General features: G+C 37.9%; 1 pseudogene. It reads right to left on the bottom strand.

The features are described 5' to 3' along the window. Positions 1 to 242 precede the first annotated feature (242 nt). Positions 243 to 1050, bottom strand: a pseudogene (locus ACYQ21_RS15550) (aldo/keto reductase); the annotation flags it as partial. Positions 1051 to 1533: the final 483 nt, after the last annotated feature.

Here is a 1533-nt window from a genome sequence, read left to right as displayed (position 1 = left end):
CTTTAATTGTACAGGATTTTATTTTTTTTGTCGAAAAGTTACACAGAAATAGGCTATGAACGTTTCCGATTAACATCAGAAATGATTCATAGCCTATTTTTTTAGAGGACTTTTGTCCCAGCCTCTTCTCTATATTGAGGTGTTAAATAGTAAGTGTTTTAAACACCCTATTTTTCGAGCACCTTCTCCCAATCACTCAGCACATACTCAGGCTGTGTCATATCCCCATAGAAAATCTCCATAAAGTGATGTGGATCTGTCCCCACTCGTTTATTTTCATTTAAACCATTAATGATGTCCATGTCATCAGCTGAAATTTCAAAATCCCAAACATCAAAATTAGCAGTGATGCGGTCTTGATTAACAGATTTTGGAATCGTGACGATGTCATTTTGAATCTCCCAACGGTTCATGAGCTGGGCAGTGGTCTTGCCATATTTCTCAGCCAGTTCGATGAGAACAGGATGGCGAAGTAGACGACCACTCCCAAGTGGACAATAGGCTTCAGTCACAATGCCTAGCGAGTCATTATATTTCCTTACCTCAGCTTGATTAAGCATAGGATGTACTTCAATCTGGTTAATCATCGGCATGACTTTAGCTGTGGTCAGGAGTTGCTCCAAATGCTCGGGTAAGAAGTTACTAACACCGATGGCTTTGATTTTCCCCGCCTCGTAAAACTCCTCCATGACGCGCCAAGCGTCATTGTAAAGCCCAGTTTTAGGCCAATGAATCAAAAACAGGTCGATATAGTCAAGTTGCAGCTTCTCAAGTGACTCGTAGAAAGCCGCTTTGGTAGCTTCGTAGCCAAGCTGACTGGCGCGAACTTTTGTCGTGATGAAAACTTCTTCACGCGGTACGCCACTTGCGATCAACCCGCGCCCGACAGCTTCCTCATTGTTATAGCCTTGCGGCTGTATCAATCGAGCGATAACCGGCTTCTAAAGCCCATTTGGTTGCATTTTCCGCTTCCTCAGGCGTCATTTGAAAAACACCCATGCCGACACGTGGCATCTTGATACCATTTGCTAGTGTGATGGTTTGGCTCATAAAATTCTCCTTTTGTAAAAAATATATATGTTTGCACTTAAAAGTATAGCATTTTATATTGCTTGTGACGAGATATTTTGGAAAATTTGACACAACGTTTCAGATTCCCACGGCCGTTTCATAAATTCAATTTAAAATGTATTTTTCTGAGTATTTTAAAAGAACGTCGAGTTTTTAAAAAGAATAACAGATAAGATTAATTATTATTTGAATATTCGAACAATATATTCAGTAATATTGTCCTTTTTGAATATTTTTACGAAAATAATTTGCAAAATATACCAATTAAAAATTTAAACCACTGATTTCTATGTATTTTCCAGAAAAATTAAGATCATGAAACAGCCGTGTCAGATTGTGTAACTTTTCGACAAAAAGAATAAAATCCTGTACAATTAAAGTGTCTAATCCCAAAAGTCAGGAGTTGTTCTTTATGCATAAAAATTATAACATGAAACAGGTCATTTTACCACTTGATTTAGA

The organism is Pseudolactococcus yaeyamensis (assembly GCF_054658615.1).
This window is presented reverse-complemented; position numbering and strand designations above follow the sequence as displayed.